Source organism: Streptomyces ficellus (assembly GCF_009739905.1).
In the GTDB taxonomy this organism is placed as follows: Bacteria; Actinomycetota; Actinomycetes; order Streptomycetales; family Streptomycetaceae; genus Streptomyces; species Streptomyces ficellus_A.
This window is the reverse complement of record NZ_CP034279.1, coordinates 281386-295319: the sequence shown is the minus strand read 5'-3', so window position 1 is coordinate 295319 and position 13934 is coordinate 281386. Positions and strand designations below refer to the sequence as shown.

Annotated in this window: 11 protein-coding genes and 1 pseudogene; 5 read left to right on the top strand and 7 right to left on the bottom strand. The window is 72.5% G+C overall.

Translation table 11 applies throughout. The features are described from left to right. The first annotated feature begins 425 nt into the window (after positions 1-425). Positions 426-1832 (top strand): short-chain fatty acyl-CoA regulator family protein, encoded by a 1407-nt coding sequence (locus EIZ62_RS01355; RefSeq protein ID WP_156690877.1) that lies wholly within the window; start codon positions 426-428, stop codon positions 1830-1832. Positions 1833-1836: 4 nt separating this feature from the next. Here the strand turns inward: EIZ62_RS01355 and EIZ62_RS01350 are convergent, their stop codons facing one another. The 3 genes and pseudogenes from EIZ62_RS01350 to EIZ62_RS01340 form a co-directional block, all read right to left on the bottom strand. Next, complete coding sequence (locus tag EIZ62_RS01350) at positions 1837-2535, bottom strand: hypothetical protein (RefSeq protein WP_156690876.1); 699 nt, start codon at positions 2533-2535, stop codon at positions 1837-1839. Between the two features lie 88 nt (positions 2536-2623). Next, positions 2624-2998: pseudogene (locus tag EIZ62_RS01345) on the bottom strand (enoyl-CoA hydratase-related protein); the annotation flags it as partial. A gap of 221 nt (positions 2999-3219) precedes the next feature. Continuing rightward, a complete protein-coding gene (locus EIZ62_RS01340; protein WP_156690875.1) occupies positions 3220-3453 on the bottom strand; it encodes a hypothetical protein in 234 nt (77 codons plus the stop codon). Positions 3454-3751: 298 nt separating this feature from the next. Between EIZ62_RS01340 and EIZ62_RS01335 the strand changes: the two genes are divergently transcribed. The 3 genes from EIZ62_RS01335 to EIZ62_RS01325 all read left to right on the top strand — a co-directional run bounded on the left by EIZ62_RS01335 (position 3752) and on the right by EIZ62_RS01325 (position 8517). Next, positions 3752-5215, top strand: a complete 1464-nt coding sequence (locus tag EIZ62_RS01335; RefSeq protein WP_156690874.1) for a DUF4398 domain-containing protein — start codon at positions 3752-3754, stop codon at positions 5213-5215. Then, entirely contained in the window at positions 5212-6204 is a 993-nt protein-coding gene (locus EIZ62_RS01330) for a polyprenyl synthetase family protein (RefSeq protein ID WP_156690873.1), read from the top strand. The genes EIZ62_RS01335 and EIZ62_RS01330 overlap by 4 nt, the downstream gene beginning before the upstream one ends. 93 nt (positions 6205-6297) lie before the next feature. Beyond that, positions 6298-8517 carry a geranylgeranyl reductase family protein gene (locus EIZ62_RS01325; RefSeq protein WP_167536314.1) on the top strand — a complete coding sequence of 740 codons (2220 nt, stop codon included), beginning with the start codon at positions 6298-6300 and terminating at the stop codon, positions 8515-8517. Positions 8518-8532: 15 nt separating this feature from the next. Here EIZ62_RS01325 and EIZ62_RS01320 read toward each other — a convergent pair whose 3' ends face one another. Further along, complete coding sequence (locus EIZ62_RS01320) at positions 8533-9462, bottom strand: AraC family transcriptional regulator (protein WP_425281785.1); 930 nt, start codon at positions 9460-9462, stop codon at positions 8533-8535. Between the two features lie 112 nt (positions 9463-9574). On the opposite strand from EIZ62_RS01320, the gene EIZ62_RS01315 reads away from it, so the two are divergent. Continuing rightward, positions 9575-10255, top strand: coding sequence for an NAD(P)H oxidoreductase (locus EIZ62_RS01315; protein ID WP_208827728.1), 681 nt, complete (start codon positions 9575-9577; stop codon positions 10253-10255). A gap of 119 nt (positions 10256-10374) precedes the next feature. Here the strand turns inward: EIZ62_RS01315 and EIZ62_RS01310 are convergent, their stop codons facing one another. The 3 genes from EIZ62_RS01310 to EIZ62_RS01300 form a co-directional block, all read right to left on the bottom strand. Then, the gene (locus tag EIZ62_RS01310; RefSeq protein WP_156690869.1) at positions 10375-11559 is read right to left on the bottom strand and encodes a GTP-binding protein; all 1185 of its coding nucleotides are present in this window, start codon (positions 11557-11559) and stop codon (positions 10375-10377) included. A 4-nt stretch (positions 11560-11563) separates the two neighbouring features. Then, complete coding sequence (gene rpmF, locus EIZ62_RS01305) at positions 11564-11734, bottom strand: 50S ribosomal protein L32 (RefSeq protein ID WP_156690868.1); 171 nt, start codon at positions 11732-11734, stop codon at positions 11564-11566. 109 nt (positions 11735-11843) lie between these two features. Further along, positions 11844-13856 carry a heavy metal translocating P-type ATPase gene (locus EIZ62_RS01300; RefSeq protein WP_156690867.1) on the bottom strand — a complete coding sequence of 671 codons (2013 nt, stop codon included), beginning with the start codon at positions 13854-13856 and terminating at the stop codon, positions 11844-11846. Positions 13857-13934: the final 78 nt, after the last annotated feature.

Here is a 13934-nt window from a genome sequence, read left to right as displayed (position 1 = left end):
CTGAGGGAGGATGGGGTGGCACTGTGTGTCCGATGCCGACTGGATGTGGGTGCGACCCGCCGTCCCGCCGGGAGGCGGAAGGTGAGCAACGCTGCCGAATCGGACCGCCGTCACTGCCGGGATCACCGACGTCAGTGCGTGAATCGCGCCCCGGTCTCCGGACGGCGGCCACCGGGTCCGGCGGGCCGCTGCGATGAACTCTGGCACTGGCACTGAGTGCCAACAACCGTGGACGTGTGCCAACTTCTGCGAATCTTGTCCCGCGTCTTTGCCACGTTTGCGAAGGGTTCGCGGTGCCGCGGGGTTCGCGTACGCTGACGGCATCGCGCGACACGTGACGTGCGGCATGCGGCATGCGGCATGGGGCATGGGGCGTGGGGCGTGGGGCGCGAGGAACGAGCGGTGGGTACGCGGGGGAGCGAGCGATGAGCAAGACGTACGCGGGGGCGCGGCTGCGACGGCTGCGCGAGGAGCGCCGGATGACCCAGGCCGACCTGGCCCGCGCCCTGGGCATCTCCCCGAGCTACCTCAACCAGATGGAGCACGACTCCCGGCCGCTCACCGTCCCCGTCCTGCTGCGGCTCACGGAGAGCTTCGGCGTGGACCCCGGCTTCTTCTCCGAACGCGACACGACCAGGCTCGTCGCCGACCTGCGCGAAGCGCTGACCGGAGAGATCGCCGATTCCCGCGTCACCCCGGCCGACCTCGCCGAACTCGCCTCGCGCATGCCCGCGGTCGCCCAGGTCCTGCTCGACCTCGGACGCCGCAACCAGCTCCTCTCCGAGCGGATCGCCGACACGGGCGACGGCCGGGGCCCGATCGGTGGGACGCCCCGCACGCCCCACGAGGAGATCCGGGAGTTCTTCTACCGCCGCCAGAACTACCTGCACGACACCGACGTCGCCGCCGAGCGCCTGGCCGGGGAGACCGGCATCCACCCCGGCGACGTCGTCCGCGCCCTCGCGGCCCGGCTCGCCGAGGCCCACGGCGTCCGCCTGACCGACGAGAGCGGTGACCACCTGCACCATTACGACGGGACGACGCGCACCCTCGCACTCTCCCCGCGGCTACGCCCGGGACAGCGTGCGTTCCGCATGGCCACCCAACTGGCCCTGCTGGAGTACGGCGACGAACTGGACCGCCAGGCCGCCGAGGACTTCGCTCCCGGAACGCCCACCCACGCCCTGGCCCGCATCGGGATCGCCAACTACTTCGCCGCCGCGCTCGTCCTCCCGTACCGCGCCTTCCACGCCGCGGCCGAGGAGATGCGCTACGACATCGAGCGCCTCACCGACCGCTACGGTCTGGGCTACGAAACCGTCTGCCACCGGCTCAGCACGCTCCAGCGCCCCCGCCTGCGCGGAGTGCCGTTCTCGTTCGTACGCGTCGACCGCGCAGGCAACATGTCCAAACGCCAGTCCGCCACCGGCTTCCACTTCTCCCGGGCCGGTGGCACCTGCCCGCTCTGGAACGTCTACGAGGCGTTCACCGCCCCGGGTCGCATCCACGTCCAGGTCGCTGAAATGCCCGACGGCCAGCGCTACTTGTGGACCGCCCGCGCCCTCACCCGGCACCGGGGAGGCTGGGGCGAACCTCGCAAGACGTTCGCCATCGGCCTGGGCTGCGAACTCCGCCACGCCCGCCGGCTCGTGTACTCCGACGGGCTCGACCTCGACAGCACCTCCGCCGCCACCCCCATCGGCATGGGCTGCCGCGTCTGTGAACGCCTCGACTGCCCACAGCGCGCGGCACCCCCGCTCGGCCGCCCCTTGCGGATCGACCCCAACAGCAGCACCTTCGTCCCCTACGCGGTGCGCCCCGACCCGCGCTGACGCGTCATGTCGCCGCGCCCTCGTTCGGTTCCCGGCCGGTGATGCCCGCGAGGGCGAGGGCCCTGGCGACGGCCGGGAGGTCCAGCGGCTCGTCCTCGTACACCGGGCGCAGCCGCTCCAGCAGAGACGCCGGGGCCAGGCGGTGCGCCTCGGCAGCGGCGAGGAGGGCGTCCGCGTCCAGGCCGCCTCCGGAGTCGTCCACACAGTCGCCCCCGGAGTCGTCCACGCGGTCGGACAGCTCACCCAGCACGTGGTCCCGGTCGGCGAAACCGCTGATGCCGCAGTCCAGGCCGTCGTCGCCGAGGTCGCCGGGGTACGGCGCGCGGGCCCAGGTCCCGTTGTCGTACCAGTAGACGCAGCCCAGCTCGTAGCCCTTGAGCCGGTCGCGCAACTCGCCGTACGGCAGCCAGTCCGGGCCGCCCGCGAGCATGTCGATCGGCGGCTCGTACCACTTCACGCCGCTCGACTCGTCCTCGCCGTACAGCACGAACCGGCCCTCGCCCATCCGGGACATGGTCCACCAGGTGCACCCGGAGTCGTCGTAGTGGAGTCCCTCGTCGTCGATCCAGCGGCCGGTGCGGTGGCCGCTCGGCCGCCGCTCCTCCTCGGTGGTCGCCTCGACGGCCGCGAGCAGCGCCCACCGGGCCCACAGCTCCTCGCCCGGAGGCAGGTCCTCCGGACGTCCCGGTCGGTGAATGGCCATGCTCGCCCCGCCTGTTCCGCGCCCCAATGATGATCGCCGCCAGCGTACGCCCCGCGTCCGGGCCGCCGTCGTGACGGGTCAGCCGGTGTCAGTCGGTGAAGGAACCGTGCCGTCCCGCGCCGGAGGCGAAGCGCGCCGCGCCCGAAAGGGTCTCGCCGGCCGACAGTGGCACCATGCCGTGGCGGAACTCGGCGGCCAGCGCCTCGGGTTCGGGCAGGCCGTGCTGCTCGCGCACGGAGAGCCGGTCGTGACGCAGGCATGCCTGCGGGAAGGCGGCGATCTCGCGGGCGAGTTCCTCAGCCGCGTACCGCGACCGCCCCGGCGGTACGAGACGGTTGGCGAGGCCGATCGCGTACACCTCGGCGGCCGGGACCGGGCGGCCGGTCAGGATCAGGTCCATGGCGCGGCTCTCACCGATCAGCCGCGGCAGCCGGACCGTACCGCCGTCGATCAACGGCATTCCTCGAACGCCCGGAAGGCGTCGGCCAGTTGCCGGGCGGTCGGCCCGTCCACGGCGTTGCGCGCGCCGGGCCGGGACGGCCCCCGCAGTCCGTACCGAGCGCGACGGGCCCATGTCTGCGACGCGGGCCGGTCCGCGTGCGCCGACGGGCAGGAAAGCGTGCGACGCCGGGAACTGACCACCTGAACCCGAGGGTCGGCGGCCCGGTGTGACCGGCCCCGTCGTCACATCAGCCGGACCGGGCCGGTGACCTCGAACCGCAGCGGCACTCCGTCGATGGCGACCGGCTCCTGCGGGATGTCGGCGCTCGACAGCAGGTACACCGTGATGCAGTACGAGGTGGCGGACGGGGCGGCCTGTCCGATGCCCACTCCGACGGCTCGGTAGGTCTCCAGCAGGTGCGTCCGATGCCGGTTCAGGGTGCTGCGGACGCGCTCAAGGGTGTTCGGCTCGCTCATGAGGGGCTCTCTGGCCTGTTCGCGATGGATCGGCAACCTCGTCCCCCGAGCGTACAGGCCGCCCCGCCCCGCCGCCCGCAGGGCCGGTCGCTCCGGGACGAGCCCGCGGGATGGCAGGACGCACCGGACGGGGGAGCGCCGTCACCGGCACAGCCGATCAGAAGGGGCCGCGGGACGCCGGACGCCGGATGCTTCAGACAGGTGGAGGTTCGGCGAACCGCGCACCCGACCGCGTCACGGCCGTGACGCGGGCCGGGGCCGGCCGTGGCCGAAGGAGCGGACCGGGAGAACATCTGTCGTGGACGAGCGCTATGCGAAGGCCCGGGCCTTGTCCCAGTCCGTACGCAGGACGTACTGGCCGGCGTACCAGCAGGACCCCAACATCATCGGCATGGCCTTCGGGCAGCGGACCACCGGCGGGTCCCGGACCGACGAACCCGCCGTCGTGATCTACGTGGCCCGCAAGGTCTCCGACCGGTACCTCCCACCCTCCCGGCACCTGCCCCAGCGCCTGTACGTCGGAGGCGACTCCATCGAGGTCGACGTGGTGGAGACCGGGCCGGTCTACCCGCTGGAGTTCACGGCCCGGACCCGTCCGGCGCCCTCCGGGATCAGCATCGGCCATCCGCTCGTCACCGCGGGAACCCTGGGATGCCTCGTACGGGACAACACCGACTCGAGCCTGTGCATCCTCAGCAACAACCACGTACTGGCCAATCACAACGCCGCCATGCCCGGTGACGCGATCATCCAGCCCGGCACCTTCGACGGCGGCACCGCGCCCGGCGACACCATCGCCACACTGAAACGCTTCACCACCATCGGGATGTCCGGCAACACCATCGACGCCGCCATCGCCCAGGTCACCAATCCGGGTGACGTCGTCGACCGGATGATGAACAACCTCATGCCGGTGCCCGGCCCCGGCCACCCCGCCGTGGGACTGCTGTTCGCCGGCTCCTGCAACCGGACGTTCATCAACCCCATCCAGGACGTGATGACCCAGCTCAACATCGCCTTCCCCGCCGGAGCCGGCTCGACCGCCACCGCCCAGATCGGCATGAACGTCGAGAAGGTCGGGCGCACCACCGAGTACACCACCTCGACCGTCCTCGAGATCGACGCGACGCTGACGCTCGCCTACAACTTCGGCCCGGCCACGTTCGACAGCCAGATCGCGACCGCCTGGCTCTGCGAAGGCGGTGACTCGGGATCCATCGTCTGCCAGGGCGGGGCGGGCGGCAACGAGGACCACTGCGGCGGCTGCCTGATCATCTCCATGGCCTCCAGCATGCTCGGCGAGGACCTCTCGGTGCACCAGCAACTGGAGAAGGAGTTCCGGGAGCAGCACCTGAGCCGTACGCGCACCGGCAAGTACCTGATCGACGTGTTCTTCCACAACGAGGACCGGCTGGTGAACCGGGCCCGGCAGACGCGGCTCAGCGAAGAGGACCGGGCCCACGCGCGCAGGCTGTACGACCGCTACGCCGAGCTGATCACACGCATCATGGCCCGGCCCCACGTCGACGAGACGCGCCTGTCGGCCGAGGACCTCGCCGAAGCACGGCAGGCGCTCCAACTGGCCAAGCGGTACATGACCGCCGAGGAAGGCGCGGTGGCGGACGAACTGTTCGAACTCGCCAAGCGCGCCCAGGGCCTCAAGCCCGGCGAGGTCCTCCACATGCTCGACCACCCGGCGGTTCACGACCGGGTGAAGCAGTTGGTCTCCCGGATCGACTTCCTCCAGCAGCCCGAACCGTGACGACACTCCGCCCGCCGGCCGGCGAGGACTGGCTCGCGTGCCCCCGCACGAGAGCGGCCCTGACCGGACTCGACGCCGTCCTCCACGAGGCGGCCACCGCGGAGGACCCGCTGCTGCGCATGATGGCCGGCCACCTGCTGCGGCGCGGCGGCAAACGGCTCAGGCCGGCCCTGCTGGTGCTGTCCGCCTCCTACGGCACCTGCCGCCGCGCGCCACTGCTGCGCGCGGCGGCCGCCCTGGAACTGGTGCACATCGCGTCCCTCTACCACGACGACGTCATGGACCGGGCACCCACCCGGCGCGACGGGACGACCGTCAACGCCCGCTGGGGCGACGAGTTGGCCGCGCTCGCCGGCACGTACCTGTTCGCCCAGGCCTCCCGCCTTCTGGTGACCCTCGGCGACGAGCCCAACCGCGTCGCGGCCGAGGCCTTTCTGGACGTGTGCGGCGGACAGCTCCAGGAGGCGGAGAACGCCTACAACACCGACCTCGGCGAAGCCGAGCACCTGCGGATCCTCGCACGCAAGACGGCCACTCTGTTCGAACTGCCCTGCCGGCTCGGCACCCTGCTGAGCCAGGCACCACCGGACCACGCGCACGCCCTCCGGTCCTACGGACGCAGCCTCGGCCTGGCGTTCCAGCTCACCGACGACGTCCTGGACCTGCCGGGCCGGGGCCGCGGATCGGGCAAGTCGACCGGCACCGACGTGCGCGAGGGGGTGTACTGCCTGACCGTGCTGCGCGCCGTACGGACGGGCGGCGACGTCGGCGCACGGCTCACCGCGCTGCTGGGCCGCGAGGACATGACCGCCGAGCAGGTGGCCGAGGTCTACCGGCTGGTCGAGAGCACCGACGCCGGAGCCGCGGTGCTCGACCTGGCCCGCTCCCACGCGACCAAGGCCCTGGAGGCGCTCCGGGTCCTGCCCGGCGGACCGGAGCGCGAGTCCCTGGAGAACCTGGCCCGGCACGTGCTCACCAGGTCGCGGTGAAGGTCGCCAAGTCGAAGGGCTGAGGTGAAAGGGCCGGCGGAAGTTCGGGGTGAAAGTTCGAGGTGAAAGTTCGAGGTGAAAGGGGACCACGGCGTGGACGCGGAGGTCATCGTGGTCGGCGCCGGGCCCGCCGGGGCCACCGCGGCGTACTGGCTGGCCCGCCACGGCCGGCGCGTACTCCTGCTGGACGCGCAGGAGTTCCCCCGGCCCAAGACGTGCGGGGACGCGATCGGGGCGCCGGCCGTGCGCCTCCTCGGCGACATGGGAGTACTGCGGCGGCTGGCCGGGGAACACGGCGATCCGCCACCCGTCCGCGGCACCCGTGTGCGGGTGCACCAGCGGTGGCGCACCTTCACCCACGAACCGGGGGACTCCGGACTGACCATGCCACGGACCGTCCTGGACGAGGCGCTCCTGGCACAGGCGGTCGCTGCCGGAGCCGGTCTGCTGACCCGCACGCGAGCCGTCCGGCTGCTGCGGGACGACGGCGCGGTGGTCGGTGTGGAGGTGGTCGGCGTGGAGGTGTCGCGGTCCGGCCGGGACGCGCAGCTCCTGGCCCCCGTCGTCGTGGTCGCGTGCGGGGCCGCGTCCGACGCACTGCTCCCACCCCCGTCCGGCGGGGGCGCCCCGACCGGCCGCGGCCACGGCGTACGGGGCTACGTGTCCGGGTTGACCGGGCTGACCGACATGCTGGAGATCCACATGCCGGTGGCGGACCCGGCCGGACACGGCCACCCACCCTCCTACGGGTGGGTCCACCCCACCGGCCCCTCCACCGCCAACGTCGGCGTGGGGATCCTCGGCGCATGGCCGGACGGTGACCCGGACGGCCTCTGGGACGGGTTCGTCCGCACCCTGCGGGACACCGACCCGCGCTTCACCCACCTGCGACAGGACACGCGCCCCGAGACCGCGCCCCTGCGCTTCGACTTCACGCCCGAACGCTGCGCCGCACCGGGGATGGTGCTGGTGGGTGACGCCGCCGGGATGGTGTCCCCGTTCACCGGCCACGGCATCGGCCCGGCCATGGAGTCCGGCCGCCTGGCGGCCGCGGCCATCCACCGCCGGCTCCGGCCCGGAACGGTAGCCCCACCGGACCTCTCCGGGTACGTCCGCAGCCTCAGGAGCAGCTTCGTCGGCCACTTCGAGGACGGCGACCGATCCGCGCGCCGCCACCTGATGGTCTGGCGGACCCTGCACAGCACCTTCGAGGGCGAGCGGCCGCTGTTCACGCTGGGCCGCGAAGCGCTCCTCTTCCCGGACGGATGCGACGAACGGCACGTGACCCGCCTCCTCGACGACGCCACCGGCGTCCTCGGCGCGAGCGCGCCCCGGCTGCGCGCGGACCTCCTCGCGGTCAGCGAGGTGCTCCTGGACGCCGTACGCACCGACTGGCCGTTCCTCGGCCGGATCACCGCGCTGGGGCGGGGCGTGCCCACCGTCCCCCTGCGGCCGGCGCTCTTCACCCTGCTCGCCGGCCGGCTCGTCGCCCCGGGGTCACGCCCCGCCGCGGCCGTCCTGGCCGCAGCCTCGGTCGAGCTGGGCTGCCTCGCCGCCCTGGCCGGGCTCAGCGTCACCGAGGGAACGCACGACGCGGACGCCCCACCCGCCCCGACCGCGGCGAACTGGGGCAACATGCTGGCGCTGCTGGTCGGAGACTTCCTGCTCGCGAAGGCCAACGAACTGGCGGCACGCACCGGCACCGAGGTGAGCCGGACCGTGACACACGCCCTCGCCACCGCCACCCAAGGCCGGATCCGGCAACTGCGCCACGCCCACGACCCGCACCTCACCACCACCGAGCGCGTGGCGATCCTGACGGAGCAGACCGCCACGCTCTTCGCCCTGCCCTGCGAACTGGGCGCCCTGCTCGCCGGCGCGCCCCCGGCCGACGTCACCGCCCTCGCGGCGTACGGCCGCCACCTCGGCCTGGCCTTCCAGTTGACGGAGGAGGCACGCAGCGCCACCGGCAGGCCCACCCGTCTGGGCACGACACTGGCCTCCGACCTCGCAGCCGGCACCTTCGGCGTCCCGGTGCTCCACGTCCTGAACCTCGACGACGGCGTCAGCACACGCCTTCGCACCCTCCTCGCCCGCCGCGCCCGACGGCCCCTCGACGACCGGCAGGTCCGGACCGTCATCCGGCTGGTCAGGGAAGGCCAGGGGGACCGGGCGGCACAGGAGCTGGCCACCCACTATGCCGACCAGGCCCGGGCCGCACTGCGGCACTTCGCCCCGGGACCGGTCCGGGACAGCATGGAGCGGCTGGTGGACCACACCCTCGGCCCGCCCCCGGGCTCCGCGCCCGCGTGACCTGGGTGCCCGCCCTCAGGCCGCGGCGGCGCGAAACGTACTGGGGCTCTGGCCCTTGTGCCGTTTGAACGCGGCGCTGAAGCCGAAGGCGTCGGCGTAGCCGACCGACCTTCCGATCTGGGCGACGCTGAGGTCGGTGTCGGTCAGCAGCGCCGCGGCCTCGTCCATGCGGCACTCGGTGAGGTAGGCGAGGGGCGGGCGTCCCATCAACTGGGTGAAGCGCTTGGCGAACAGCGCCCGGGAGACGCCCGCCCGAGTGGCCAGTGACGCCACGGTCCAGGTCTCGGCGGGCCGGTCGTGGAAGGCCCGCAGGGCGGGGGCGAGAACCGGGTCGGTCAGGCCCCGGTACCAGCTGGGCGCGTCGGCGCCGACCTGGTCGAACCAGGTGCGCAAGGTGCACACCAGGGCCCAGTCGAGGAGCCGGTCCATCAACGCCTGCGAGCCGGCCGAGAGTTGGGCGGCGTCGACGGCGGCCGTCTCCAGCCAGGCGCAGGTTTCGACGTCCTCCTTGATCACCAGGACGGGCGGGAGGGCACGCAGCAGCCGCTCGTGACGGTGGCCCGAGGCGCGGTAGGCGCCCACGATCAGCGCGGTGGCCTCCTCGGAGTCGGCGCCCCAGTGGATGCCGCCCAATTCCTGGCTGGCGCACTCGGTGTCCGTGGTGAAACAGGCGATCTCGTACGCGGCGTGGGAGCGGTCGGCGGTGGTGGGATCGTCCGCGAGGTGGAACGGTGCGGAGCCGCTCACGATGGCCGTGTCGCCCGCGCCGACCGCCCGCTCGGTGCCGTCGGGCAGCAGCAGGGTGCCCCCGCCGCGCAGGACGCTGATCATGGTGAGCGGTGCGTCGTCGGCGAAGCGGATGGTCCAGGGCGCCGTCAGTACGGCGTGGCTGACGACCGAGCCCTCGGCCCGGATGCCGTTCAGGAGCGAACTCAGAGGATCCACACCACGCATCGTAGACGATCTCCTATGCTCCGGAGCTTTTCTCCCATGGATCATCTACGCCATGGCGGCTGTACTGGATGCATCACATCGACCGAGACCAGCCGGAGACACCGTGACGCAGCACGACAGCACCGCCAGGACAGCCCTCGTGGTCGTCGCCCACCACCGCACCGATTCCCTCACCGCGCACACGGCCCGCCGTGCTGCCGCCCGGCTCGAAGCCGCCGGGTACCGCATCGACGTGCTCGACCTGCACGCCGAGGGGTTCGACCCGCGGATGAACACGTCGGACCAGCCGGACTGGGGGAACCGGGACAAGACGTACTCGGACGAAGTGCACGCCCATATGCGGCGCATCCTCGACGCCCAGGTGGTCGTCGCCGTCTTCCCGGTGTACTGGCAGAGCGTGCCGGCCATCCTCAAGGGCTGGATCGACCGCGTGTGGAACTACGGGTTCGCCTACGGCCGCAGCAAGCCCCGCCTCGCCGGCAAGCGCATCCTGTGGCTGGGCCTGGCCGGCGCCACCGGTGACGACCCCGTCGTGGCGGGGATGCAAGCCGTCCTCGAAACCAACCTGAGCGAAGGCATCGCCTCCTACTGCGGCTTCTCCCAGTCCACCGTCGGCCTGCTCACCGACGCGGAGGACCGCCCGCAGCGCGTCGACGCCGAGGGCAACCTCCTGGTCGGCGAAGCGGTCGCGGGCGCCGATCGCGAAGCGCAGTACGCCGATTTCGACCGGCGTACCGAGGAACTCGTGGACACGTTCGTCGCGGAGGAACTCGTGGCGTCCTGACCGCCACCGCCCGGACCGCGCGGGAACAGGGCCGGGCCGGACGGTGCCGTGGCTGCGACCACCGTCCGGCCCGGACTCCTCCGGCCGCCTGTGACGTCAGCTGTCAGCCTGTCAGGCTGTCAGGCCGCGTGCTCGTGTTCGTGCTCGCAGGCGTCGTCGATGCCGTACGTCTCCCATGCCGGGAAGTCGTCCTCGGCGGGTACGGGCTCGCCCGGCGCCATCAGGCAGGCGTCCAGGGCGGCGCGCAGGGCCTCGTGGCGCAGGCCGGTGCCGATGAAGACCAGTTCCTGGCCCTGCGCGGTTCCCTGACCGTGTGCGGTTCCCGGGTCGCGTGAGCCCGAGGGCTCGAACCGCGCCACCGCGCCTGCCTGGGACCAGAGGCCGGTCACCCGGGGGCGGCTGGCGAGCCAGAAGAATCCCTTGGAGCGCAGGACGTTCCCGTAAATGCCGCTGTCCAGGCCGTTGGTGACCAGGGTCCACAGCCGCCCGGGGTGGAAGGGCCGGTCGGCGCGGAAGACCAGGGAGGAGATGCCGTACTCCTCGGTCTCGGGGACGTGGTCGCCGTTGAGCTCCTTCACCCAGCCCGGGGCCTGCTGGGCGCGCTCGACGTCGAACAGGCCGGTGTCCAGGACGTGTTCGAGGGCCACCCGCCCGCGCACGGCGGGCACGATCCGCGCCTCCGGGTTGAGCCGCGACAGCGCGGCGCGGAGCCGGCGTGCCTCCTCGGGGCCGACCAGGTCGAGCTTGTTCAGGACGATGACGTCGGCGAACTCGACCTGGTCCACGAGGAGGTCGCTGACGGTGCGCTCGTCGTCCTCGTACTGCTCGAGGCCGCGGGCGACGAGTTCGTCCCCTCCGCCGAGCTCGCGGAGGAAGTTCGCGGCGTCGACGACGGTGACCATGGTGTCCAGGCGGGCGAGGTCGCCGAGCGTGGCTCCGTCGTCCCTGGGGAAGGAGAACGTGGCGGCGACGGGCATGGGTTCGGAGATGCCGCTCGACTCGATGAGCAGGTAGTCGAACCGGCCGTCGCGGGCGAGTCGGTCGACCTCCTCCAGCAGGTCGTCGCGCAGGGTGCAGCAGATGCACCCGTTGGTCATCTCGACCAGCCGCTCCTCGGTCCGGGAGAGCGCCGCCTCACCGCCGCGGACGAGCGCGGCGTCGATGTTGACCTCGCTCATGTCGTTGACGATCACCGCGACCCGCAGGCCCTCGCGGTTGCCCAGCACGTGGTTGAGCAGGGTGGTCTTGCCCGCGCCGAGGAACCCTGACAGCACCGTCACCGGCAGGCGGTCGTACGAGGTCACGGATTCAGCCCTCGGGACGGATGAGGCCGCGCTCGTACGCCTTCACCAGGCGCTGCGGGACCTGGTGTACGGACCCGTCGATGGTGACCGGCACCAGCTGGGGCGTGGTGGCCTTCCACTGGGCGCGGCGGTGGCGGGTGTTGCTGCGGGACATCTTCCGCTTGGGGACGGCCATGGTGGGACTCCTCCTCGGTCGGGGCGGGAACTCGGCGAGGCTATATGAAAACGGGTCCCATTATCAATTACGGGGCGCGGGGCAGGCGCGGAGTGCGGGGTGCCTTCGCCTACTCGGCGTCCTCGGTGAGCCGGGGCCAGGCGGCCTCGCGGAGCAGGCGCAGGCCGTTCAGGCCGACGAGGACGGTGGAGCCCTCGTGGCCGGCGACGCCGAGGGGCAGGGGCAGGGTGCCGATCAGGTCCCAGGCGACCAGGACGGCGATGAACGTCCCCGCGATGGCCAGGTTCTGGACGACGAGGCGGCGTGCGGTACGGGAGAGCCGCACGATCGAGGGGATCGTGGCCAGTTCGTCGCGTACGACGACGGCGTCGGCGGTCTTCAGGGCGAGGTCGGAGCCGGCCTTGCCCATCGCGATCCCGGAGTGCGCGGCGGCCAGGGCAGGGGCGTCGTTGACGCCGTCGCCCACGACCAGCACCCGGCGCCCCTTGGCCTCCCATTCCTTGACCGCGGCGACCTTGTCCTCGGGCAGCAGCCCGGCGCGGACGTCGGTGATGCCGACCTCGGCGGCCAGGTGCCGGGCGGCGCGTACGTTGTCACCGGTCAGCAGGACGGGGGCGTGGCCGGTCAGGCGGGTCAGTGCGGCCACGGTGGCCATCGCGTCCGGCCGGAGCCGGTCCGCGATGCCCAGCACGCCCACCGGCTCCTGGTCGCGCAGGACGACGACCGCGGTCCGTCCGGCTTCCTCCAGTTCGGCCACCATCGCGTGCGCCATCGCCAGGTGTGCCGTCGCCTGGTGCGCCTGGTGCGCCTGCTGCGCGGCGGGGTCCAGCAGTCGGGCGGGGGCCCCGACCGTGACGGTGTGTGCGTCGACCGCGGCGGTGACGCCCCGGCCCGGAAGGGAGGAGAAGTCCTCGACGGCGGTCAGGGGAAGGCCGCGTTCGCGGGCGGCGGCGACCACGGCGCGGGCAAGCGGGTGTTCGCTGGGGTTCTCGGCGGACGCCGCCAACGCCAGGAGCGCGCCCTCGTCCACGCCGGCGCCGGGCAGCGGGTACAGGTCGGTGACGTGAGGGGTGCCTTCGGTGAGGGTGCCGGTCTTGTCCAGGGCGACGGTGTCGATCTCGCCGAGGCGCTCCATGACGACGGCGGACTTGGCGAGTACGCCGTGTCGGCCGGCATTGGCGATGGCGGACAGCAACGGCGGCATCGTGGAGAGCACGACGGCGCACGGCGAGGCGACGATCATGAACGTCATCGCCCGCAGCAGCGCCGAGGAGAGGGTGTCGCCGAAGGCGAGCGGGACCGCGAAGACGGCGAGGGTCGCGATCACCATGCCGATCGAGTAGCGCTGCTCGATCTTCTCGATGAAGAGCTGCGTGGGGGCCTTGGTCTCGGAGGCTTCCTCGACCATCTTCACGATGCGGGCGATCACCGAGTCCGACGGGTCGCGCTCGACCCGCACGCGCAGCGCGCCGGTGCCGTTGACGGTGCCGGCGAACACCTCGTCCCCCGCCCGCTTGGCCACCGGGAGCGGCTCGCCGGTGATGGTGGCCTGGTCGACGTCACTGGACCCGCCGAGGACCCGGCCGTCCGCGCCGACCCGCTCACCGGGCCGGACCAGGACCGTGTCACCGACCGTCAGGTGCTCGGTGTCGACCGTCTCTTCGGTGCCGTCCGGCCGGAGCCGGGTGGCGGTGGTGGGGGTGAGGTCGAGCAGGCCGCGCACGGAGTCGGCGGTCCGGGCGGTGGCGACGGCTTCCAGGGCGCCGGAGGTGGCGAAGATGACGATCAGCAGCGCGCCGTCGAGGACCTGCCCGATCGCGGCCGCCCCCACGGCGGCGACGACCATGAGCAGGTCCACGTCCAGCGTCTTGTCCTTGAGCGCCTTGAGGCCCTCCCATCCCGGTTCCCAGCCGCCGGTGACGTACGTCGCGGCGAACAGGGTGCCCCACAGCCACGCCGGGCCGTCCAGCAGGTGGACGGGCAGTGCGACCAGGAACAGCACCAGGGCGGCGAGCGCCCAGCGGGCCTCGGGCAGTGCGAGCAGCCGCGTACGGCGCCGGGGCGGAGCCGGACGCGCGGCGCCGCTGGGCGGCGCGGACCGCCGATCCAGGACAGAAGACATGACGAAGCAACCCTTCACGGGCCGGACAGGGCGACACCTCCACCGTACAGGAACATCTGAACAGCTCTTCAGGTGTCG

What these genes read in the sequence shown, in the direction of transcription:
- EIZ62_RS01340 (WP_156690875.1), bottom strand. Translation starts at nt 3,453, where the DNA reads ATGAGCGAGCCGAACACCCTTGAGCGCGTCCGCAGCACCCTGAACCGG.
- EIZ62_RS01350 (WP_156690876.1), bottom strand. Translation starts at nt 2,535, where the DNA reads ATGGCCATTCACCGACCGGGACGTCCGGAGGACCTGCCTCCGGGCGAG.
- EIZ62_RS01300 (WP_156690867.1), bottom strand. Translation starts at nt 13,856, where the DNA reads ATGTCTTCTGTCCTGGATCGGCGGTCCGCGCCGCCCAGCGGCGCCGCG.
- EIZ62_RS01355 (WP_156690877.1), top strand. Translation starts at nt 426, where the DNA reads ATGAGCAAGACGTACGCGGGGGCGCGGCTGCGACGGCTGCGCGAGGAG.
- rpmF (WP_156690868.1), bottom strand. Translation starts at nt 11,734, where the DNA reads ATGGCCGTCCCCAAGCGGAAGATGTCCCGCAGCAACACCCGCCACCGC.